The sequence below is a fragment of the Paeniglutamicibacter sp. ZC-3 genome, assembly GCF_025847175.2.
GTDB classification, from domain to species: Bacteria; Actinomycetota; Actinomycetes; order Actinomycetales; family Micrococcaceae; genus Paeniglutamicibacter; species Paeniglutamicibacter sulfureus.
In genome coordinates, this window is record NZ_JAOYTG010000012.1 from 37,087 (window position 1) to 57,704 (window position 20,618).

The following is a 20,618-nucleotide window of genomic DNA, read 5'->3' on the forward strand; positions in this document are numbered from 1 at the left end:
ATTTTTTGCGGGCCCAACAGGATTTGCTTCCTGTCGGGCCCTCGGCATTCCAGCATGGTGCTCCGCGGCCGACGGTGGCCGTTCCGGCCCTCGCGTTGGCGCCGGATCGATCGGCCACGGGGCACGGTCGGTTCGCGCCGCTTATGCCGAGCGAAAATTCCTTACGTCGATCCGCAATGTACCCATAGAGTGGGAGGCAGGATGAAAAAGAACCCCATTACCTCCAGTGTCATCGGCCCGGACGGCAAGCCCAAGCCCGGGGTGCAGAGCGCCGTCATGAAGGCCGTCAGTGTGCAGCGCCCGTTGGTCCTGGCCTATTTGCGCCGCCTGCGCCGCAAATACCCTGCCCACACCGCGGCGGAGCTGGCCAAGCTCGTCGAACGCGACTACCTGCTGGCCATCACCGGATCCGGTGCGGCAGTTGGTGCGACGGCAGCCATCCCCGGTGTCGGAACAGTCGCTGCCCTGGGCTTCTCCGCGGCTGCGACCATCGGCTTCCTTGAGGCGAGCGCGCTCTATGCGCAGTCGCTCGCCGAACTGCACGGCATCACCACCGAAGACCCGGACAAGGCCCGGCTGCTGGTCATGGCGATACTCATGGGGGACGAGGGAAGTTCGATGATTTCCGCACTGACGCACCAGGTTGCGGGACGCGGCGCCGGACCCGTCCAGGGATGGGCAGCAATGTTTGGGGCCAACAAGCCCTCCAGCTTGTGGGTGACCATGCAGAAAACCATGCAACGAACGTTCCTGAAGAAGATGCTTGCCACCCAGGGGGCTTCGATGCTGGGGCGGGCGGTTCCCTTTGGCATCGGTGCGGCGGTGGGCGGATTCGGCAACCGGTTCCTGGGCAAGAAGGTCATCGAAGCGGCCTCCCTTGCCTTTGGCACCCTGCCCACGACCATCCCCGGCCAGTTGGTCAGCGAGGGGGAGCGTCTCGAGGCGCACGCCGAGGTCGAAGCCGGCATCGAAGCCGAACGTCGGCGACGCGGAACCATTCTCGAGGCCGGCGAGGAAAGCTAGCGCAGCAGTGCGTTGGCCAAGGTGAAGATGGCCAGACCGGCCAGGGAGCCAACCACGGTGCCGTTGATGCGGATGAATTGCAGATCCCGTCCGACCTGAAGCTCGATTTTTTCGCTGGTCTCCCTGCCATCCCAGCGGGCGACGGTGTCGGTGATCAAAGACGTGATCTGTCCGCTGTAGTTTTCCACGACATAGACCACGGCGTTCGCCACCCACCCGTTGACCTTGGCTGCCAGCCGGGCATCGTCACGCAGCCTCGCGCCGAAGTCGCGGATTGCCGCAATCATGGACCTGCGCAGCTCGGAACCGGGGTTTTCCATCGCATCGACGAGTGCGGCCTTGATGGATGACCAGCTGGTGGCGGCCAATTCGCGCAATTGCGCATCGCCAAGGAGCGAGTGCTTCATGGCCTCGACCTTGGCAATCATTTCCGCATCGGACTGCATGTCCGCGGCAAACCTCTCCAACCACCGATCGATGCTCGAGCGCATGGAATGGTGCGGGTCGCTCCGCACCGACTGTACGTACTTCTGCAATTCGCGGTGAAGCTTTTCACCCAGCAGCGTGTCAACCATCGCCGGGACCCATGAGGGCGAGCGCTCGGCGACCAGGGAAACGACCATCTCGCGGTTGTCCACCACCCACTGCCCTGCCCGTTCGGCCAAAAGATCCACTGCCGGCTTGTGGTGGCCGTCGGCAACCACCCGCTCCATGATCCGGCCCAAGGTCGATGACCATTCGGGGGCAAGCATGTGCTTCTTGGCCAGGGATTCCAGCAGCGCCAGGACATCACGGTCATCCAGGACCTCGAGCATCGCCCCGATCACCGTGGAGGCCTCTTGGGCCACCCGGGTGGCCGAGTCCTCCTTGGCCAGCCAGCCGCCGACAGTGCGCGAAACATCGAATTGCTCCAACTTTGTGCCGACGACATCCCGGGAAAGGAAGTTCTCCTGCACGAACTGCCCCAGGCTCTCGCCGATCTGGTCTTTCTTGCGCGGGATGATCGCCGTGTGCGGGATCTTCAGCCCCATGGGGTGCTTGAACAGTGCCGTGACGGCAAACCAGTCGGCCAGCGCGCCGACCATTCCCCCCTCGGCGGCTGCCCGCACATACTCGAGCCACGGATAGCGGTGCTGCAGGGCGAAGGCCACGGCAAAAATCACCGCCATGATGACCAGCAACCCCGTGGCGAGTCGTTTCATCTTGCGCAGCGCGACCGCCTTGGCGGCGTCGTTCACGGGGGCGAGGCTGAATCCGGTTGACGACATTGACTGCGGCTCCCTTGGCCTGGACATGTGGATGGAACAGGTTTCCACGATAGTTCACCCGACAACGGGCGCGGCAAGCGGCGCGGGCTTCGGGGACGGCGGTAGCGTAAAAGGCATGCGAACCCTTGTCTACGCCCACCGAGGTTCATCGAAGGCCTATGCCGAAAACACGCGTGCCGCATACGTGCAGGCTCTGGCGGACGGGGCGGACGGCATCGAATGCGACATCCACCTGAGTTCCGATGGTTTTGTGGTCTGCCATCACGACCCGACGGTGGACAGGACCTCGGACTCCAACGGAAGGGTCGGGGACAAGACCCTGGCCGAGTTGAAGTCACTTGATTTCTCCTCATGGAAGAACCCGCGGATTCCCGCATCCCATGGGAAGATCCATGAGCAGTTGGTGACCCTGCGCGAATTGGTGGAGCTGCTGCAGGCTGCCGACCGCCCCGTGGGCCTCGCCGTGGAGATCAAGCATCCGAGTCCCTACGGGCGGCAATTGGAAGAAGCGATGATCGCCGAGCTGTCGGACATGGGGTGGCAACCTGAACAATCCATGGTGGACGACATCTACATTTCGTTCATGAGCTTCGACCCCGGATCGGTGCGCTACCTGATGGAGCGGATCCCGCCGGCCCATGTCTGCCAACTGGTCACCGAGGTCGACGAGGACTGGATCGACGAGCTGGTCAAGGCAGGGGAAAGTGACCGTGCAGGGGTGGCGGCCGTGTTGGCCAAGGCCATGACCGAGGGGGTGGAGTTGCTGAATACCGGGGTTCCGCAATTGGCGGGACCCGGCGTCGCCTACATGCGCAAGCATCCCACGGTAACCAGTCAATGGCTGGCCCGCGGCGCAACATTCCGGGTGTGGACGGTGGATGATCCCGAGGACGCCAGATATCTCGTTGGCCGGGGCGTCGCCCAGCTGACCAGCAACGTTCCGGCCCTCATCAAGGCGCACCTAGGCCTGGCCTAGGACAAGGGCGCGGTGGAGCCGGGCACGGGGACGCACAGGCGTAGACTCGCGGCGTGGAACAACAAGTGAACGCGTATTTTTCCGATACCTACCTGTTTGAGGCATCAGCCGCCGTCATTGCCGCCGGGCGTGATGATGAGGGCGAGCCCTGGATTGCTGTCAGTCCGAATATCTTTCACCCGCGTGGAGGCGGGCAGATGGAAGACTCGGGAACGGTGGAGGGCCGCGCGGTCGCGGTGACGCGCAGCGCGGACGGGATGGTGGTCCTCACCGGTGCCGGGCAATACAACGTGGGAGCGGTCGTGCGCACAGCGGTTGATCCGGAAACGCGGCTTCTGCACGCCGCATTGCATACTGCCGGGCACCTGGTGGGATTTCTGGGCGAGGAGCGGGGCTGGCGGCACAGCGGCCACAGCCATTTCCCGGGTCAGGCTCGGTTGGATTTCCATCCCGATTCCGTCCCCGAGGATCTCTCCACCGCGTCCTCTCGCGAGCCGGTCATCGCCGAGATCCAGGAACGTATGGACGCGCTGGTCGCCACCGGGGCTCCCGTCACAAGTACCATCGACGAGACCGGTATTCGCACTGTGGTGATATCCGGGGTCAACGCGGAACCGTGCGGCGGCACGCACGTCCGCAATCTGGCCGCGTTGCGGGGCACCCGGATACTGGAGGCCAAGATCAAGCGAGGAACGCTCAAGGTTCGCTACGAGGCGACCCACGGCTGAGCCGGGCCCGGAGGGCGCAACTGCGGGGCAGGGATCGTGCGGAGCTGCGCTCGCGACTAGGCTTGATACCGTGACACTGCAACTGACTCCTGCCACCAAGACGGCTCTCTCGATCTCCGTGGCGACGGGTCTCTACGGGATTTCCTTTGGTGCCTTGGCCATTGCCGCCGGCTTGAATCTCTGGCAGACCGTGGCCCTGAGCCTGCTCATGTTTACCGGTGGCTCGCAATTTGCCTTCATCGGCGTGATTGCCGGTGGCGGCGGCCCCGGGCCGGCCTTCGGTGCAGCCACGCTATTGGGCGTGAGAAATGCCGTCTACGGCATGCAGGTCAAGGCCATGCTCAGGCCGCGTGGACTGAAAAAGCTCGCTGCGGCGCAAGTGACCATTGACGAATCCACCGCCACCGCCGCCGGCCAGACGGAACCCGGCGAGCAGCGGCGCGGGTTCTGGGTGGCAGGAATTGGCGTATACGTCTTGTGGAATATTTTCACGGTGGTGGGCGCACTGCTGGGCGATGCCTTGGGCGACCCTAAGGCCTGGGGTCTTGACGGTGCCGCTGTTGCCGCATTCCTGGGCCTGCTGTGGCCTCGCCTGAAATCAGCGGAGCCCGTGGCCATCGCAGCGGTCTGTTCGCTGGCCACTGTCCTGGCGATCCCGCTGGTGCCGCCGGGCGTGCCGATCCTGGTGGCCGCCGTCGTCGCCGGGGTCTGGGGCTACTTTGGCCGCGGACCGGCCACCGAAGGACTCGAACCGGATGTCGAGCCGCACAACAGCGCGAAGGGCAAGCGATGAATGAATTGTGGTGGTGGGTCCTTGCCGGTTGCGCCGCGGCCTACGCGATCAAGCTCCTGGGGTACCTGGTCCCGGAGAAAATCCTCGAAAACGAGAAGGTGACCCGCGCCGCGGGCACCCTGACCATTGGGCTGCTGGCCTCGTTGACCATCGTCAACACCGTCGCCAGCGGGACCAGCGTGGAATTCGATGCAAGGCTTGCCGCCTTGGCCGCCGCCGGCGTTGCGCTGCTGTTGCGGGCGCCGTTCCTCGTCGTGGTCATTGCCGGGGCGGGCGCGGCGGCCTTGACCCGCTACCTGGGTTGGGGCTGAGCGAATCCCCGGGTCCACGCCCTACTGTGGCGGGTCCGCGGCATAGACGAGCGTCGAGTAGGTGTTGCCCGGATCGAGCACGATTGACACCTTGCTGGGACGTGCTCCGGAGGTGACGGGGATGTCGACAGTGGCAATTTTTTTGTCACAGGGGAGCGCCACTGCGCCGCCATGGTCCAGGGAGAGCTGCAATTCGCCCTCGCCCTGGCAAACTGCCACCACGGTCAGCCGGGTTGCACGGTAGTCACCAAGCTCCGCGGTGGCCATGACCTCCGCATGGTCGGTCGAACCCATGCCCATGAGCACCCGGGCCTCGCCCGGAACCACCGCCAACAGGTCATCCAGTTCGGGAGCACCCGCGGCCACCGACCGTGGTGCGGGTAGCGCCGAACATCCGCACACGACGCCCAGCATGCACAATGCCGCACCGATCCGTACGAGTTTTCCCAAGATCCGGTCCCCCAAGCTTTGTCACGTGGATCGAGCCTTGCAGAGCCGTTGGCCCTTGGCAAGGAAAATGCCTACCGATTGCCCTGAAAGTCTTTTTGCGGTGCAGGCAAGTGACATGTCGGGGCCTCGGTGGCAAAGTGGAACCATGATTGTTGCCTTTTCCGTAGCCCCCAGTACCGACAACACCGACGGGTCGGTCCACGATGCGGTGGCAGCCGCCGTCAAGGTGGTCCGGGAATCGGGCCTGCCCAACTCCACTTCATCGATGTTCACCGAGCTGGAAGGCGAATGGGACGAGGTCATGGACGTGGTCAAGCGCGCCACGGAAGCCGTGGCAGCCTATGGCTCGCGCGTATCCCTGGTGCTCAAGGCCGATATCCGCCCCGGTTACAGCGGGGAGATCACCGGAAAGATCGAGCGTCTGGAAAAGGCCATAAACGAGCAGGAGTAGCAAGCATGGACACCTCCGCGACCTCCGCCAACCCGGTCGACGTCGACAAGTTCCTGGTGGAAAAGTTGCTGGCACCGGAGCCGGAAATGGCGGCGGCACGTCGGCGTGCCCACGAGGCCGGGCTGCCCCACATTGAAGTCAGCGAGGTGCAGGGGAAGTTCCTGATGTTGCTGACCCAGATCGCCGGTGCCAAGCGCGTGCTGGAAATCGGCACGCTAGGCGGCTACTCCACCACCTGGCTGGCGCGCGGCGTGGGCCCCGAGGGGCACGTGACCACCTGCGAATACGAGCCGCTGCATGCCCGGGTGGCCGCTGACAACCTGGCAGCCAGCGGGGTAGAGGACAGGGTGGAGATCCGCATCGGCGCAGCCCTCGACACCCTCGACTCCCTGCTGGCCGAGGACGGGGAGCCGTTTGACCTGTTCTTCATCGATGCCGACAAGGAAAACAACGCGCACTACATCGACCTGGCGATCATGTTGGGCCGTCCCGGCAGCGTCATCGTGGTGGACAACGTGGTGCGCGAAGGCGCCGTGCTGGAAGAAGGGGACCCCCTCACCGATGCCGGGCGCCTGGTCAACGGCGTGCGGAGGGGGATCGACGTGCTGGGTTCCAATCCGCGCGTGGATGCCACGGCCCTGCAGACCGTGGGCGTCAAGGGCTGGGACGGCTTTGCCGTGGGGATCATCCGCTAACAGGTCCCGGTGCGCCGTCATCCCCGGTGGCGCCCGTTGATGTGCATCACGGCTTTCGTCCCCCGGCCCCCGAAGCACATAGGCTTGCCCCTGTGACTACAGAGCCCTACGCCATTCGACTTGCCGTACCCGAAGACATCCCCGCTGCCCTTGAGATGAAGCTGCAGGCGTGGGAAGAGACCTACGGCAGCCAACGTCCGGAATCCTTCTTTGCCAACGCCCGCGCTTCCCTCGAGCAGCAGGGCGACTGGTGGATCCGTGGACTGGCCCAGGGCGCCGAGCTGTGGATCGCCACGAACCCCGCCGGGGACATCGTCGGAATTGCCGGAGGCGGGCCGGCTGCCGAGGACGATGCCGACACCGGGATCGACATCGAGCTGCAGCTCCTCTACGTCCTGGCCGCCGAACACGGCACCGGGCTGGGCCGGCGGCTGCTTGACACCGTGCTGGGGGAACGCGCAGCCGTGCTCTGGGTCCTCGAGCACAACTCGCGCGCCCAGGCCTTCTATGCCAAGCACGGATTCGATGCCGACGGCCGGATGGAACCGCTGGCCGACGACTGGAGCGGACTGAACGAAATCCGCATGGTCCGCCGTGGCGCACACCGTGGCTAAGGGCAGGAACAAGCGCGGCGGCAACCTCGCCACCGCAACGGCCAACACGCCTGCTGCACCGCAGGACGGCCCCGTCGAGGGGATCTACCCCATCGACACCGGCACCGCGGAACTTGAACGCGACCATTATTCGCCCACCGGCTGGCTGCTGCGGATCAACGACGTGCCGTCTTCGCACGTGGATCTTGCCGTGCCCGGACATCTCGACTTCGAGTACATGCGCTGGATCGCCGCACTCATCCGCTCCCGCTTCAACCCCGGGCAGATCGAGGCCAACGGGCACAAGCTCCGCGCCCTGCACCTGGGCGGCGGCGCCTGCTCCATGGCGCGCTGGGCGTCGGTGACCTACCCCAACGCGCGCCAAGTCGTGGTGGAGCTGGACGGCAAGCTCGCCGCCTTGGTGCGCGCCTGGTTCGACCTGCCGCGCGCGCCGCTGTTGCGCATCCGCGTCGGGGAGGCCGGAGCCGTGCTGGCAACGCTCACCGACGCCACGCGCGACCTGGTGATCCGCGACGTTTTCGCCGGGGACCAGACCCCCCGGGACCTGACCACCCTGGCCTTCACCGCCCACGCCGCCAGGGTCCTGGATGAGGCTGGCCTGTACATCGTCAATTGCGGGGACACCCCGGCACTGGAGAATGCCCGGCGCGAGGCCGCCACCATCGGCGCGGTCTTCAAGCACGTGGCCATCGTGGCCGACCCGACCATGCTCAAGGGCAGGCGACACGGCAATGTCATCATCGCCGGTTCCAACGCGCCGATCCCCGCGGGTCCGGAGTTCATCCGGGAACTGCTTGGCGGCGGAGTCCCTGCCCAGCACTGGGACGATGCCACGGTGCGCGCCTTCGCGCGCCACGCCACCGCGGTGTAGCGCGGCCGCAGCCCGCTTGGTGCGGCAACGGGTGCCCGCCGGCCGCTATAGGCTTGGGGTTCACAGGGCCTTTTGCCTACCGCGGTATCCACCCCCCACCCACGTTGAGCAGGAGCGCCAGCACCGCCATGAACACCCCCGCAACAGTCTCCTGGACACACGACGGCCTGGAAAAGGCGGCGCTGTGGTCCTCGGCCAATGACGTTCCGCCGCCCAAGGCCATCGTTGAGGTCGACGACTCACGGGGAGCCGACGACGCCTACCGGATGGCGACCAACGGCACCGGCATGCTCTTCACCGGGGACTACCACAACGCCCGCCAGTTGCTCAGCGCCATCGCCCGCCGCATTCCCGCCGGAGGCAAGGCCAAGCGCACTGCCGCGGCACCCACGACCGCCGAGCGCTTCTACAAGTACCGCCAGGCACGCACGCACCGGGCGCGGATCCTGTCGATGCTGCTGGTTCCGGTGGGCCCCGGCCCGGCCGTTGCACTGCGCCGCGCCCCGGATGTCACCGAGGCCTGGACCAATGCCTTTGGGCAGGTGGCCGAACCCGTGGTGGTTTCCCTGCAGGAACTGCTCGGCGCGATCGGCGCCCAGCAATGGCGCACCACCGGGCTGCACGTCGCCGCGCTGGATGCGAAGATCCACCCGCACTACGGTACCTTCGCCCCGGTGCGCGGAGAATACCTGGACCTGGTGGCACGGGCAGAGCTCCCCGGCCTCGGCCGGGCGTTCGACATCGGCACGGGCACCGGCGTGCTTGCGGCCATCCTGGCCAAGCGCGGCGTCACCGAGGTCATCGGCACCGACTCGCAGGAGCGCGCCGTCGCCTGCGCGCAGGCGACCTTCGCCTCGCTCGGGCTGGGGGAGCGGGCACGCGCAGTGAAGCAGGACATGTTCCCCGATGGAAGGGCCGATGTGGTGGTGTGCAATCCGCCATGGCTGCCGGGAACCCCGCAGACACTGCTTGACTACGCGGTCTACGACCCCAAGTCGGCGATGCTGCGGGCCTTCCTTGCGGGGTTGCCCGACCATTTGGCGAAGGATGGGCAGGGGTGGCTGGTCATCTCGGATTTGGCCGAGCGGCTGGGGCTGCGCACGCGCGCGGAGCTGCTGCACTGGATCGAGGGTGCCGGCCTGGCGGTGCTGGGACGCGAGGACACCGTCCCGTCCCATGGGCGCGCGGCCGATACCTCAGACCCGTTTCACGTGGAACGCTCGGGCGAGGTCACCTCGCTGTGGAAACTCGGCGTCAAGTAGCCATTTCCCGCCAACGGGGGGCAGCAAAGCGGGCAGGGGACTTTCGTCCCCTGCCCGCTTCATTGGTTTTCGCGCGTGCCTAGATGCCGATGGCCTGCTCGATGACGCCGATACCGAAGAACAGCACGAAGGCCCCCGCGACGACCCACATCAGCGGGTGCACCTCGCGGGCCCTGCCCTGGATCGAGCGGATGAAGACGAAGGCCACGAAGCCCGCACCGATGCCGTTGGCGATCGAGTAGGTGAAGGGCATCAACACGAACGTCAGGAACGCCGGGATGGCAACGCCCCAGTCGTTCCAGTCGATCTTGGAAACGTGCGAGATCATCATGAATCCGACGACCACCAGGGCCGGGGCGACTGCCTCGAAAGGCACCAGGTGGATCAACGGGGTCAGGAACATGGCGGCCAGGAACAGCACGCCGGTGACGATGGAGGCCAGGCCCGTGCGGGCACCCTCGCCGATGCCCGCGCCGGATTCGACGTAGATCTGGCTGGAGGAGCCCGAGGCCCCGCCGCCGACCACTGCGCCCATGGCGTCAACCAGCAGCACCTTGTCCACGTCCGGGATGTTCCCGTCCTTGTCCACCGTCCCGGCCTCGTTGGCCAGGCCCACCATCGTGCCCATGGCGTCGAAGAAGATCGACAGCAGGATCACGAAGGCCAGCAGCAGCGCGGAGGTGGCACCCAGGGTGCTGAACGCACCGAAGACGTTGGCCTCGCCCACCAGGGACAGGTCAGGAAGTGCCCAGGTGGGCATCGAGGGGGCCACCAGCGACCAGCCCTGCGGGTTGGCCGTCCCGGTGGCGGCATCGAAGGAGGGGCCGATGTCGAACACGGCCTCGAGGATGTTCGCCAGGATCGCGGAGACCACGATGCCAATGAGGATGGCACCCTTGGTCTGGCGCACCACCAGGGCGATGGTGAGCAGCAGGCCGACGATGAAGACCAGGATCGGCCAGCCGGTCAGCGAGCCGTCAAACCCAAGGCCCACCGGGACCGTGGTGCCGGCGGCATCCGGGACGCGGCGCACAAAACCGGCATTGACCAAGCCGATGAGGGCGATGAACATGCCGATGCCGACCACGATGGCCGACTTGAGGCTGGTTGGCACGGCGTTGAACACTGCGGTCCGGAATCCGGTGAGCACCAGCACCAGCATGGTCACACCGGAAATGATCACAAGTCCCATGACGTCGGGCCAGGTGAGTCCCGGGTTGGCGGCAACCGTCACGGCGATGAAGGCGTTGACGCCCAGGCCCGCGGCCATGGCGAAGGGGTGCTTGGCCCACGCGCCCATGAGGATGGTCATGATGCCGGCGACCAGGGCGGTGACCGCGGCGACGCGGGCCGAGCCCAGCGAGTCTCCGTTGGAGTCGGCGCCGGAAAGAATGAGGGGGTTCAGCACCACGATGTAGCTCATCGCGAAGAAGGTGGCGAAGCCGCCACGGATCTCCCGCGAGTAGTTCGAGCCGCGTTCGGTGATCTTGAAATACCGGTCCAGACGTGACACGTCGGTCCTTGGGGGGAGAGTCTTTTCCTGAGGGGACATGTGGGAATTATAGTTCGGCTTTACGCCCCTAGGCGAAAAATCAGGGGAGAAATGCGCCACGCTCAACGGCAGATAGACCCACGTCACACTGTGGTAGACAATGGGAGTACGGGACCTCGTACGGGGAAGCCCGCGAGGACTCAGACCGTGACACGTAGGAGTGAAGACGATGAGCGAAAACAACAAGGCCCAGGGTGACGCCGAGGTCATCGAAGGAATCGTTGTTGGTGTCGACGGTTCAGACCAGGGCCTCTGTGCCCTGAAATGGGCGGCGCAGGAAGCCAAGAGGCGCGGAAGCGTCCTGAATATCGTGACCGCCTATACGATCCCGGTCTTCGCCGCCTCCTCCATGGATGCCGGTTACGCCACGCTGGATGACCAGTTGATCCGCAACGGCGCGGAGGAAGTCGTCCGCCAGGCGCGGGCCACCATCACCGACGAAAACATCACTGTGCGCACCTACATCGAGTCAGGCGACCCGGCGGGGGTGCTGCTGGACCTAAGCCGCCAGGCCGAGCTCGTCGTGGTCGGCACCCGTGGCCGCGGCGGCTTCGTGGGAAGGCTGCTCGGCTCGGTATCCAGTGCGCTGCCGGCGCACTCCAAGTGCCCCACTGTCGTGGTGCCACTGTGCGTATCCAAGCGCGACGAGCACGACACCCAGGTCCAGGACCGGGTTGTCGTCGGTGTCGACGGATCCGACCGGGCGCGCCTGGCCGTACTGGTGGCCGCCGAGCTGGCAGCCACCCGCGGCCTGACGCTGCGCGTGGTGTGTGCCCTAGCACCGATCAGCGGAGCGCTGGCCTGGATGCCGGCAACAGTTGACCAGGAAGCGGTCACCGCCGACGTGCGCCACCAGATGGGCATCGGAAAGGCTTGGCTACAGAGCCTGTTCCCGGGCCTTGAGATTGAAACCGATGTCATCGACGGCGCTCCGGTGGAGATCCTGATCCGCGAATCCGAGACCGCACTGCTGCTGGTGACCGGCTCCCGCGGTCGCGGCGGTTTTGCCGGGATGCTGCTGGGCTCCACCAGCCAGGGCGTGCTGCACCACTCCAAGGGTCCGGTCATGGTGGTCCCCGACGGGGATGACCCGCGCTTGGCCTCCCGCCAGGAGTTCGAGGACAGGGCCAACGGGGGGCTCTAGGCTTCCTTGACCACCAAATGAGTGAGGGCCGGGCAACCAATGGTTGCCCGGCCCTCACCCATTTGATCTAGGTGCGGTGAATCCTTAGTAACGTCCCGCGTAGGGGTGCAGGTTGTTGATGTAACCCAGAGAGGTGACTGAGATGCCGCTAGCGGGGTTGCGTGCATGCAGGACCTGTCCGCCGCCCAGGTAAATGGCGACGTGGTAGAACGAGCTGCCTCCATTGGAGGAGGAGAAGACCAAGTCGCCCGCGCGCAGCTGGCTCAGCGGGACCTTGGTCGGCGCGGCCGCATATTGCTGCGACGAGGTTCGCGGCAGGTTGATGCCGGACTTGGCATATGCCGCTTGGGTGAAGGACGAGCAGTCGTAGAAGTCCGGGCCGTTGGCGCCGTACCTGTATCGCTTGGATTCGTCGTTGGCGATCATGTGGCCCCAGGAGAAGGCCGCGTTGTAGCTGCGTGACGACTGGGGCGCCTCGGGCTCCTTGGTGGGCTCGGGCTTGGGTTCCGGCTTTGGCTTGATTGACTGCTTCGGGGCCTGCGGAGCGATCGTCGGCTTCGGTGTTGGCGTCGGCTTGGGCTTGACCGTTTCCTTCGGCTTCTCGGTCTCGGGAGCCGGCTTGGGCTTGGGCTTAACCGTTTCCTTCGGCTTCTCGGCCTCGGGAGCCGGCTTGGGCCTGGGCTTGGCGGTTTCCTTCGGCTTCTCGGCCTCGGGAGCCGGCTTGGCGGTTTCCGTTGGCTTTTGGGGTTCGGGAGCAGGCTTCGGAGCGGACTTGGATGGCTCCGGATCATCCTTCTGGGGAATCGCTACGGAGAGCTGTGGAGGCTTGGGCGCGGAGGGCTTGGGAACCAGCGAGTTGCCCTGCGGGCGTTCAGTGGGGACCTTCGGCGGGGCCGCCAGCGGCTTGATCTCGGGTGCCTTGCTCAGCTCGACCTCTGGGGGTGCGGACTGGGGCTCATTCTCGATCAGTTCCTGGAGCTTTTTGGCTTCCGCAGCAGCTTCCTTGGCGGCAATGCGCTCGGTTTCCTCGCTGGCGTCGACCTCGTGCAGGTACGCCAACTGGCCGATGAGCTCTTCGCGGATTGTTTCCTGGGGAGCAACGGAGTCTTGGAAGCTCGAAAGCGTCGATGAGGCCGCTGCCGCGGCGGTTTGCTGGGCGCTGGTTGCTTCGTCGGCGGCCTTGGCCGCTGCGGCGGCATAGTCCTGCCAGGCAGTCCAAAGAGCTGCGGCGTCCTCGGCGTTGCTGACGGTCAGGGTGCGGTTGGCACTCAGTGCGTCCATGGTGGAAGCCTTGTAGAGGACATCGTTGTCCTGTGAGTCTTCCAGCAAGGTCATAACGCCGGGATTGATGCCGCCATTGCGGTAAAGGTTGGATGCCAGTTCCCCGACATCCTTCTTGCTCGAGAGCAGGTATTCGGTGGCCTTGTCCGCTTCCGCGGCGGCTTCCGCAGCGGCCTCGGTGCGTTCGGCGAGCAATTCATCAGCGGCCAGCAGGTTGTCCTGGGCATGCAATGCGGCTGCCTCGGCAGAAATGATTCCTTGGCGGCCGGATTCGATCTGGGCTTCGAGTCGCTCGACCAGGGAGTTGAGCGCCGCCGGGTCAGATTTAGCCGCGTCCAACTGCGCTCGGGTAGGGAGCTCGATGCTGGAGGTGCCGGGCTCCGCCACGATGGTGAGGGCGCTCGGAGCGATTGGTGCCGCTGTTGCCGGCAGTGCGCCCGTGAAGCATGTGGCAGCCAATGCAAATGAGCAGGCGGCGACGCCGAGTGTTTCCCTGATTGCCATGCCTTGATGTTCCTTACCTCGGCGATCGGTTAGCAAGTCTCGCAACAGGCGCGGGAAATACGGCCGAAACGGTGCGGCCAGATCGCTGCTTCCTATAGCACCCTATGGGAAAACTATTCACACTGGCAACACCAGTCACTTCAATAACGGCAATTACAACAGTGTAATTATTCGTCAATTTGCGCGGCATTTTGGAAAACTTGGAATCGAACTCGTTAACTCGCAGGAATAGAGGCAGGTCAGGCCGGAGTGTTGCATCATCGTCACGAAGCGATGGAGGCGTTGGAAGCGCGTCGGGGGATGGATTAAGTCCGGATGAACATCCGCCCATACAGGATCAAGGGGCCTGTTGCCCCAGGCGAAGGAACCCGGCTTTCCACTACGGAGCGATGTCCGCCTTGATCGGTGCGCCTAGCGTGCGCGGTACTAACCGGCCCCCGCGAGGTGTAGAGCCCTAACCCCAGCCAAGTTCATGCAGTCGTTCGTCATCGATGCCAAAGTGGTGGGCAATCTCGTGAACGATCGTGATGCCGACTTCTTCAACAACCTGCTTCTCGGTGGAGCAGATTTCGAGAATTGCATTCTTGAAAATGGTGATGCGGTCGGGCATGGCCCCGGCGCCCCATCCCGAATCGCGCTCCGTCAGTGATGTCCCCTCGTAAAGACCCAGCAATTTAGTCGCCGGGTCTTCGCTGGGTAGGGGCTTGTAGGCATCCTCGATGAAGATGGCGACGTTTTCCATCATGGCAAGGAGGGCCTCGGGGATTTCATCCAGGGCACGCTCGGCCACCAGTTCAAACTCGTCGTCAGTCATTTCGTACGCCATGCGTTGCACTCTACCTAGCTGCCGTCCTGATTTCCGGCGGCCGTTCGACGACTCGAAGGGGCGGGATGAGGCGCAAGCGGGGTTGTGTCGACTGTCACGCGTGTCCGGTTTTGCACGGAGGGAAGTTTGCCTCTATAGTTATTTGAGTCCACTGCGGCGGAGTAATCCACGGCAGAGGTTCCTGGCCCCCATCGTCTAGCGGCCTAGGACACTGCCCTTTCACGGCAGCGGCACGGGTTCGAATCCCGTTGGGGGTACGCACGAAATCTGGATTTTGCTCGAGCGAAATGCTCTGGTAGAGTTCTTGTCTTGTGAGCGAGGGAGACTTCGCGAATAAGGCCCTGTAGCGCAGTTGGTTAGCGCGCCGCCCTGTCACGGCGGAGGTCGCGGGTTCAAGTCCCGTCAGGGTCGCTTAGGTTTTTCGGTTCGCCGGAAGATCGGGTGATCATCTAGCCTGATGATGCCAGGCTCTGTAGCTCAGTTGGTAGAGCGTTCGACTGAAAATCGAAAGGTCACCGGATCGACGCCGGTCGGAGCCACCATCAAAAACCCCCCTTGGAAACAAGGGGGGTTTTTGCTTTGTCCACGCGAATGTTGAAGCCCGACTTGTGTGGGCCAAATAGGGGCAAGAAATTGGGTCGGCCCTGGGCCTGCCAAGGTCTTCCGATTCTTGGCGAAAGGCATCGGAATAGTTCCCGGAACCCTTGCCCACCTGCCGATTCTTGCGATGTCCATCACATTCGGTTGTAGGCTGGTGGCGTACGCCGAGCATGATGAGGCGAGCGCAGAGAGGACCGGACCCATGGATCATGAACTTTCGGTGCATAGCTTGCCCGAAACCGAAGCCAGCGGAACCACGAGGATCACCGATCTTGCCGTGGCGAAGGTTGCCGCCGCCGCCGCCCGAGGCATTCCGGGAGTGCATTCGCTGGGATTGGGAACCTCGCGGGCGTTCGGCGCCCTGCGCGGCGCCGTGGGTTCCGCCACGGAACCAGCACATGGCGTCAGCGTGGAAGTCGGATCGCGGCAGGTTGCCATAGACCTGGTCCTCACCGCCACATTCGGCTATCGCCTTCACGATCTCGCGACGGCGGTGCGCGAGGCGGTATTCAGAGCCGTCCAGGACCTCACGGACTTCGAGGTTATCGAGGTCAATATTGAAATCGGAGACGTGCATATTTTCGCCTCCGAACCCGTCTCCGAAAAGCGACGCAACTCTGCAGGGGAAGGACCGGCATGAAGGCAACACTCATTGGCGCACTTCTGGGGGCCATCCTGGCCTGGGCTGCACTGGAACACGGCTTGGGGGGTTTCCTTCTGATGGCGCTGTTCATGGCGGTCGGTGCGCTGGCGTCCAGGACCGTGCGCGGGCGCGTCGACATGCGCGCGATCCTTGATGCCCTGACCGGACGACGATCTTCGTCATGAGCCAGAGTGCCGTTTCGCCGGTTCAGGATGCGGGGTCAGTTCCCCGCGCGGGTCACACCCGGGTCAATGCGCAGGCACTCACCGCCACTGCACGCGCTGTGGCTGCCAACGTCTTTGGCGTCGAGGCCGGCCTGGTGCGGGCGTTTCTCCGTGATGACGCGGGCTACCTCGCGCTGACGGTCCACCTGCCCTTGCCGCTGTCGGGCACCTCAGGCACTGCCGGATCCACCGTCCTGGACAGGGTTCGCGACCGACGCGCGGAGATTGGCGAACAATTCAGCGGGCTGACCGGCTCCCTGGTCAGCCGGGTGGACGTACGGGTCACCGGGATCGTGGGTTCCGCCGCGGAACGGAGGCACTGATGGGACAGGAGCACACGGACATCAGGGAGCGCGAGCTCACCAGCGGCCGTTCGCCGGCGGCCGTCACCGTCGCGTTGCTGATCTTGCTGACATGCATATACGTCCTGCTGGAAACGGCGCTCAAGGCCCTGGGGCAGGAACCCTTGCTTGCCGCCCCGGATACCTGGTGGAGCCGGGCGTCGGCGCTACCCGGTGGAAGTGAAATCGCAGGGCAGGTGGCCGTTGGCCTGTGCGTCATGGTCTTTGGCCTCGTGCTGCTGGCGCACGGGCTGCGCCGCGGGCGACGTGCCCGCCACGCACTGGCCTGCGAGGTCGGGGTCCTCATTGTCGATGACCAGGTGCTGGCCGCGGGGCTGGCCCGACGCGCCCGCGCGGAAGCCGGCGTTGGCCGTGGACAGGCGCTGGTCACGGTGCACCGGGACCGAGTCGAGGTGCAGCTCAGCCCAACCTCGGGAATACCCGTCGACTCCGCACGTGTCGTTGCCGGACTGGAGGACGAGCTGCGAACCAACCTGGTGACTCCATTGCCGAAGGTCTTTGTCAGGGTTGCCGAGCGCGGGGTGATCGGCCAATGAACCGCACGCCACGTCTGCTCAACCGGATCCTGCTGGCCGTCCTGGGTCTGGCGTTGCTGGTGTGCGGCGCGCACATGGTGCTGGCTGCCCTTTCACCCGGCTATGCCGATGGGTGGCGACAGGTCGCCGGCCAGCTGGGTGCGCGAACCAACGAGGTGCTGGCGGCCACCACCCTGCCGGGACAGCGGGAATCCTGGATGTGGATCCTCATCTCGGCGTTGCTGATCTGCTTCATCCTCTTAACGCTGTGGTGGATCGCGGTGCAGGGCAGCGGCAGGGGAGGCGACTATGTTTCGGCCTATTTTGACGACGAACCGCTGCCCGGCAGGGTGGAGATATCCCAAAACGCTGTCGAGCAGGCGCTTCGGCACGTCCTGGGGCGGCGCCACGACATCATTTCGATCGGCGTCAGTGTCTGGGTTCTGGAGCCGGAGGCCGGGCTGCGGATCAAGATCCAGCCCCGCAAGGGCACGGCTCCGGGCCCGCTGGGCCGGGAAGTTGCCCGCGCCGCGAAGCTGGTCCAGCAGTCCATGGGTGTAAGCGGGCCCGTGGTGGTTTACCTGGCTGTGGGCACCCGCTCCCGGTTCGCCCGGGTTGAACGCGTCCTGTAGCCGCTCTCGGTTAGCCCTGGCTTTTCATGACGGCCATGACCAGCAGCGCAGTGAATGCCATGAAGGGGAGGCACAACAGCGCGTGCAACCATCTGTGTTCCACCAGTACCGCCACATACTCGCGCAGGAAGGCACCGGGCAGATAGTGCTTGGCGGTCGGCGAGCCAACCACCTCGGCATCGACCCCCAGCCGACGTGCCAGCAGTGCGGCCCTCAGTGCGTGGTAATTGTTGGTGACCACTAGCAGCGGTCCGCAGCCCCCCGATTCCCGGAAGAGATGCGCGGAAAACGTGAGGTTTTCCTCCGTGTTCACGGCATTGTCCTCCACCACCACATGCTCGCGAGCCACCCCGGCGCCAACCAGGTAGTCCGTCATCGCCGTGCCCTCGGCCAGGACCCCGTCAGGGCTCTGTCCGCCGGAGGGGATCAGCAGCGGGCGAGGTGTGGTGCACCGGTAGATTTGCAGTGCCTTGTCCAGCCGGTTGCGCAGCAGTGGCGGGACACCACCGTCCTCCAGCCGCGAGCCCAGCACCACGATTCCCTGCGGGATCCCGGTAAAGGTCCTGCGCCCGTAGGCGACTGCGTAGGCACGAAAGACCACGAAGACCACGCCGAAGTAGCTGCAAAGGAAGAAGAGCAGGGCAGCCAGCCCGATCGCCATCGGCTTTAGCGTGAGCACCAGCAACAGGGCCAGGGGAGGCAAGGCGATGAGCAGCAGCCCTGCCACAAGGAACAGCAGGTTGCCCAGCCGCCGGCCCTCGGACTTGGGCATCACCACCCCGTTCCGAATCAGGGTCGCTGCCAGTGCCAGGACCGACAGCGGAGCCAGGGCCAAGATCCCCAGGAACACGTAGGACATGCCAGGGACCCAGCGGGAAAGCAGATTGCCAATTTCGATCAATGCCAGGTAGCAGGCAGCCACCAACACCACACCGTTGCGCAGCATCCGGCGGTCGCGGTGGCGCAGGTGGAAGTACAGGAAAATAAGCAGCAACGCTGGGACAAGGAACACTGTCCGAGACTATCAAGGCCGCACGGTGCCCCTGGTTGGGGTTGCAGGCTAGTTGGCCCGCGCGAGCTGGCGGACGGCCAGCCACCGGTTCGAGAGTCGGCGATAGGAAGCAGCGGCGCCGGTCATGTCGGATTCGGCCAGCGACTCGATGCCCAGGCGCAGGTCGTGGGGCGAATCGTCGGGCCAGACGAGCGCTGCAATGCGTCCGTAGTCGAGCTCGACCACCGACTCCTTGTCAAAGAGCTGCAGCCATTCGCTCAGCGCCGCAAGCTCGTCCAGAAGGTCCATTTCCGGGGCATGGATGGCCAGGGTTGCCGCGGCATAGCGGACCCGGTCCAATGCCTGCGGCAGCGGGGTGTAGATGCGGCTGGCGAGCAGTTCCTCCCCGTCCTCAATGACATCCACCTCGTCGTCCTCGTGCACCAGGATCAGCCAGCCAAAGGGGATGCCCCAAGTCGCAGTGCGGGTGTGCAGGTGTGCCAGGTCGTCGGTGAAGCGTTGCCGGTCCACGCGCAGCGCATTGGCCGCCCGGGCGGCATCGGGAACCAGCAGCTCCAGGAGCTGGGGGCGCATGGAGCCGTCGAGCTGTTCCGAGGCCAGGATGGTGCGGGTGGCCAACTGGTCGGGGCAATACAGGGTGTTGACGGTGCCGTCCCAGGTGGTGGTGACCAGTTTGCGGAAGGTCTCGGTGTGCCGGTGGGGGAACGGGTCGGAAGCCGGGCGGGTCAGGCGCTGCAATGCCGCGCATGCGCTGGCGTCCTCCATGGTTTCGCGGTTGATTCGGCCGCTGGCCACGGCCAGCCGCTGATCGGCATCCGAAAAGGCCCGAAGTGGTTCGAAAATGCGCAGGTACGAGGTCGGCGGGAGGGCCCGTCGGTTGGTTCCGTTGACCTGCACCATGGCCTAGTCCAGCTCCACAATCACCGGGACGTGGTCGGAGGCGCCCTTGCCCTTGCGTTCGTTGCGGTCGATCTCGGCACCAATCACGCGGGAGGCCAGCGCGGGGGAGGCCAGCGTGAAGTCAATCCGCATGCCCTCGTTCTTGGGGAACCGCAACTGGGTATAGTCCCAGTAGGTGTAGGTCTTGGGGGTGTCGGTATGCGGGCGGACCACGTCGACGAAACCGGTCTGCAGGAAGGCGTCGAAGGCCGCGCGTTCCGGGGCCGAGACGTGGGTGAGTTCATTGGCGATGAAGAAGTCGATGTCCCAGACGTCCTCGTCGCGCGGGGCGATGTTCCAGTCGCCCATCAGGGCAACCTGCGCCTCGGGGTTTTCGGCCAGCCAGCCGGCGGCCTGGGCGTTGAGGTTTGCGAGCCAATCGAGCTTGTAGGGCATGTGCTCGTCCTGCAGGGCGCGGCCGTTGGGCACATACAGGCTCCAGATGCGCACGCCGCCGCAGGTTGCGGCAATCGCGCGCGCTTCCTGCACCGGGTCCTTGCCGCCCTTGCCGAAGGCCGGCTGGTCTGCGAAGGTCCGCTCGACGTCGTCAAGGCCCACTCGGGAGGCGATGGCCACGCCGTTCCACTGGCTGAGGCCGAAGTGGGCGACCTCGTAGTCGTTGTTTTCAAACAACTCCCAAGGGAAATTCTCGTCCTTGCACTTGGTTTCCTGGATCGCCAGGACATCGACGTCGGAGCGGCGCAGCCAGTCCTCGACGCGGTCGGCACGGGCACGAAGGGAGTTCACGTTCCAGGTAGCAATCTTCACATACCCAACCTATCAACTCTCATCACGGCGGTCAGTTCTGCGCGACAGCGGGTTGCCGCCCCGATGAACACCGTCCGTGCCCCGGCGCACGGGCGGTGTGCGGCCATGGGGTGCGGGCGGGGGTGGCCAAGACCTAGCAATTTAGTAGGAAGTCCGAGTATATTTTTGGGTAAC

Annotated in this window: 24 protein-coding genes and 3 tRNA genes; 19 read left to right on the forward strand and 8 right to left on the reverse strand. The window is 65.0% G+C overall.

The features are described 5' to 3' along the window. Window positions 1-201: 201 nt before the first annotated feature. Window positions 202-1,023 (forward strand): hypothetical protein, encoded by an 822-nt coding sequence (locus OIU93_RS13060; RefSeq protein WP_264270511.1) that lies wholly within the window; start codon window positions 202-204, stop codon window positions 1,021-1,023. Here OIU93_RS13060 and OIU93_RS13065 read toward each other — a convergent pair. Further along, entirely contained in the window at window positions 1,020-2,291 is a 1,272-nt protein-coding gene (locus tag OIU93_RS13065; RefSeq protein ID WP_264270512.1) for a DUF445 domain-containing protein, read from the reverse strand. The two genes, OIU93_RS13060 and OIU93_RS13065, sit on opposite strands and share 4 nt — an antisense overlap. Window positions 2,292-2,406: 115 nt before the next feature. On the opposite strand from OIU93_RS13065, the gene OIU93_RS13070 reads away from it, so the two are divergent. The 4 genes from OIU93_RS13070 (at window position 2,407) to OIU93_RS13085 (ending at window position 5,099) form a co-directional block, all read left to right on the forward strand. After that, a complete protein-coding gene (locus tag OIU93_RS13070; RefSeq protein WP_264270513.1) occupies window positions 2,407-3,267 on the forward strand; it encodes a glycerophosphodiester phosphodiesterase family protein in 861 nt (286 codons plus the stop codon). A gap of 53 nt (window positions 3,268-3,320) precedes the next feature. Next, window positions 3,321-3,995: a hypothetical protein gene (locus OIU93_RS13075; protein WP_264270514.1), complete on the forward strand. Its 675-nt coding sequence runs from the start codon at window positions 3,321-3,323 to the stop codon at window positions 3,993-3,995. Window positions 3,996-4,065: 70 nt separating this feature from the next. Further along, a complete protein-coding gene (locus OIU93_RS13080; RefSeq protein ID WP_264270515.1) occupies window positions 4,066-4,788 on the forward strand; it encodes an AzlC family ABC transporter permease in 723 nt (240 codons plus the stop codon). After that, complete coding sequence (locus OIU93_RS13085; protein ID WP_264270516.1) at window positions 4,785-5,099, forward strand: AzlD domain-containing protein; 315 nt, start codon at window positions 4,785-4,787, stop codon at window positions 5,097-5,099. The genes OIU93_RS13080 and OIU93_RS13085 overlap by 4 nt, the downstream gene beginning before the upstream one ends. 21 nt (window positions 5,100-5,120) lie before the next feature. Here the strand turns inward: OIU93_RS13085 and OIU93_RS13090 are convergent, their stop codons facing one another. Then, window positions 5,121-5,549, reverse strand: coding sequence for a hypothetical protein (locus tag OIU93_RS13090; protein ID WP_264270517.1), 429 nt, complete (start codon window positions 5,547-5,549; stop codon window positions 5,121-5,123). Window positions 5,550-5,694: 145 nt separating this feature from the next. On the opposite strand from OIU93_RS13090, the gene OIU93_RS13095 reads away from it, so the two are divergent. The 5 genes from OIU93_RS13095 to OIU93_RS13115 all read left to right on the forward strand — a co-directional run bounded on the left by OIU93_RS13095 (window position 5,695) and on the right by OIU93_RS13115 (window position 9,442). After that, window positions 5,695-6,000, forward strand: coding sequence for a thiamine-binding protein (locus OIU93_RS13095; RefSeq protein ID WP_264270518.1), 306 nt, complete (start codon window positions 5,695-5,697; stop codon window positions 5,998-6,000). 5 nt (window positions 6,001-6,005) lie between these two features. Then, window positions 6,006-6,695 carry an O-methyltransferase gene (locus OIU93_RS13100; protein WP_264270519.1) on the forward strand — a complete coding sequence of 230 codons (690 nt, stop codon included), beginning with the start codon at window positions 6,006-6,008 and terminating at the stop codon, window positions 6,693-6,695. Window positions 6,696-6,787: 92 nt separating this feature from the next. Beyond that, the gene (locus OIU93_RS13105; RefSeq protein ID WP_264270520.1) at window positions 6,788-7,309 is read left to right on the forward strand and encodes a GNAT family N-acetyltransferase; all 522 of its coding nucleotides are present in this window, start codon (window positions 6,788-6,790) and stop codon (window positions 7,307-7,309) included. After that, window positions 7,302-8,180, forward strand: a complete 879-nt coding sequence (locus tag OIU93_RS13110; RefSeq protein ID WP_372342927.1) for a spermidine synthase — start codon at window positions 7,302-7,304, stop codon at window positions 8,178-8,180. Before OIU93_RS13105 ends, OIU93_RS13110 begins: the two co-directional genes overlap by 8 nt. A gap of 128 nt (window positions 8,181-8,308) precedes the next feature. Continuing rightward, on the forward strand, window positions 8,309-9,442 hold the full coding sequence (locus OIU93_RS13115) for a class I SAM-dependent methyltransferase (RefSeq protein ID WP_264270521.1): 1,134 nt from the start codon (window positions 8,309-8,311) through the stop codon (window positions 9,440-9,442). Between the two features lie 79 nt (window positions 9,443-9,521). Here the strand turns inward: OIU93_RS13115 and OIU93_RS13120 are convergent, their stop codons facing one another. After that, window positions 9,522-10,994 carry an NCS2 family permease gene (locus OIU93_RS13120; RefSeq protein WP_264270522.1) on the reverse strand — a complete coding sequence of 491 codons (1,473 nt, stop codon included), beginning with the start codon at window positions 10,992-10,994 and terminating at the stop codon, window positions 9,522-9,524. A 169-nt stretch (window positions 10,995-11,163) separates the two neighbouring features. Between OIU93_RS13120 and OIU93_RS13125 the strand changes: the two genes are divergently transcribed. After that, window positions 11,164-12,138 (forward strand): universal stress protein, encoded by a 975-nt coding sequence (locus OIU93_RS13125; protein WP_264270523.1) that lies wholly within the window; start codon window positions 11,164-11,166, stop codon window positions 12,136-12,138. Window positions 12,139-12,222: 84 nt separating this feature from the next. Here OIU93_RS13125 and OIU93_RS13130 read toward each other — a convergent pair whose 3' ends face one another. Beyond that, a complete protein-coding gene (locus OIU93_RS13130; protein ID WP_264270524.1) occupies window positions 12,223-13,923 on the reverse strand; it encodes an NlpC/P60 family protein in 1,701 nt (566 codons plus the stop codon). Window positions 13,924-14,377: 454 nt separating this feature from the next. Further along, window positions 14,378-14,749 (reverse strand): metallopeptidase family protein, encoded by a 372-nt coding sequence (locus tag OIU93_RS13135; protein WP_264270525.1) that lies wholly within the window; start codon window positions 14,747-14,749, stop codon window positions 14,378-14,380. A gap of 184 nt (window positions 14,750-14,933) precedes the next feature. Between OIU93_RS13135 and OIU93_RS13140 the strand changes: the two genes are divergently transcribed. The 8 genes from OIU93_RS13140 to OIU93_RS13175 all read left to right on the forward strand — a co-directional run bounded on the left by OIU93_RS13140 (window position 14,934) and on the right by OIU93_RS13175 (window position 17,725). After that, window positions 14,934-15,006, forward strand: a tRNA-Glu gene (locus tag OIU93_RS13140). A gap of 80 nt (window positions 15,007-15,086) precedes the next feature. Further along, window positions 15,087-15,160, forward strand: a tRNA-Asp gene (locus OIU93_RS13145). Between the two features lie 55 nt (window positions 15,161-15,215). Further along, a tRNA-Phe gene (locus OIU93_RS13150) sits at window positions 15,216-15,291 on the forward strand. Window positions 15,292-15,476: 185 nt separating this feature from the next. After that, window positions 15,477-15,989, forward strand: a complete 513-nt coding sequence (locus OIU93_RS13155) for an Asp23/Gls24 family envelope stress response protein (RefSeq protein ID WP_264270526.1) — start codon at window positions 15,477-15,479, stop codon at window positions 15,987-15,989. Beyond that, the gene (locus OIU93_RS13160) at window positions 15,986-16,177 is read left to right on the forward strand and encodes a hypothetical protein (protein ID WP_264270527.1); all 192 of its coding nucleotides are present in this window, start codon (window positions 15,986-15,988) and stop codon (window positions 16,175-16,177) included. Before OIU93_RS13155 ends, OIU93_RS13160 begins: the two co-directional genes overlap by 4 nt. Next, window positions 16,174-16,539, forward strand: a complete 366-nt coding sequence (locus OIU93_RS13165; RefSeq protein ID WP_264270528.1) for a hypothetical protein — start codon at window positions 16,174-16,176, stop codon at window positions 16,537-16,539. The genes OIU93_RS13160 and OIU93_RS13165 overlap by 4 nt, the downstream gene beginning before the upstream one ends. Next, window positions 16,539-17,114, forward strand: coding sequence for a hypothetical protein (locus OIU93_RS13170; RefSeq protein WP_264270529.1), 576 nt, complete (start codon window positions 16,539-16,541; stop codon window positions 17,112-17,114). Before OIU93_RS13165 ends, OIU93_RS13170 begins: the two co-directional genes overlap by 1 nt. Beyond that, on the forward strand, window positions 17,111-17,725 hold the full coding sequence (locus OIU93_RS13175) for an alkaline shock response membrane anchor protein AmaP (protein ID WP_264270530.1): 615 nt from the start codon (window positions 17,111-17,113) through the stop codon (window positions 17,723-17,725). The genes OIU93_RS13170 and OIU93_RS13175 overlap by 4 nt, the downstream gene beginning before the upstream one ends. Before the next feature lie 10 nt (window positions 17,726-17,735). Here OIU93_RS13175 and OIU93_RS13180 read toward each other — a convergent pair whose 3' ends face one another. From OIU93_RS13180 to OIU93_RS13190, 3 genes are read right to left on the reverse strand one after another with little or no spacing between them, the layout of a single operon-like run. Then, window positions 17,736-18,737 (reverse strand): YdcF family protein, encoded by a 1,002-nt coding sequence (locus OIU93_RS13180; protein ID WP_264270531.1) that lies wholly within the window; start codon window positions 18,735-18,737, stop codon window positions 17,736-17,738. A 48-nt stretch (window positions 18,738-18,785) separates the two neighbouring features. After that, window positions 18,786-19,637 carry a hypothetical protein gene (locus OIU93_RS13185; protein WP_264270532.1) on the reverse strand — a complete coding sequence of 284 codons (852 nt, stop codon included), beginning with the start codon at window positions 19,635-19,637 and terminating at the stop codon, window positions 18,786-18,788. Window positions 19,638-19,640: 3 nt separating this feature from the next. Beyond that, entirely contained in the window at window positions 19,641-20,444 is an 804-nt protein-coding gene (locus tag OIU93_RS13190; RefSeq protein WP_264270533.1) for an exodeoxyribonuclease III, read from the reverse strand. Between the last annotated feature and the right edge of the window lie 174 nt (window positions 20,445-20,618).